Raw genomic sequence first — 530 nt, forward strand, 5'->3', positions numbered from 1 at the left:
GCCGTGGGTGTTTGCTTTTCTTCTTGCGCTGCGGCAAGAGGATACCCATCTCTTTACAGAGGCGATACACCTTCTTTGCGTTGATTTTTAAATCATACACAGTCTTTAAATGGTGGGTAAGTTTTCGGTAACCGTACACGCCTTCTTCCCCCTCAATCGCTTCCATCAGAAACTCTTGAATTTGTTCATCCGAAATTCGCTCTTCCTTGTTCGTTAAGGAAAAACCAGGACAGGGACGTCCACGCTCTTCCGCTTTTTCAGGGTTTTGAGCGACTGGCTTATAGTAAAACAGGGAACGGCTTAAACGAAGGAACTTCATCAACCGTTTAATAGAAAACCCTTCTTCATGCCATTCTTTTACCATCTCCAACTGTTCATCTATACTAAAGTGTTTTTTTTTACGATTTCTCGCAAGAAGGCGACTTCAAGTTCTTTTTCACCCAATAGCTTCATGGCCTGATCATATTTCTTCTGGAGTTCGTCATGTGTAGGCTCATCCGAAAGGATGGAAATATCCTCTTTTTCCATTT

General features: G+C 42.5%; 1 protein-coding gene. It reads right to left on the reverse strand.

Features of this window, described 5'->3' with window-relative positions:
• On the reverse strand, positions 1 to 364 hold a 364-nt coding region (locus M9R32_RS16025; RefSeq protein ID WP_269927726.1), incomplete at its 3' end, for an IS3 family transposase.
• Between the last annotated feature and the right edge of the window lie 166 nt (positions 365 to 530).

This window comes from Paenisporosarcina quisquiliarum (assembly GCF_027563315.1).
Classification (GTDB): domain Bacteria; phylum Bacillota; class Bacilli; order Bacillales_A; family Planococcaceae; genus Paenisporosarcina; species Paenisporosarcina quisquiliarum.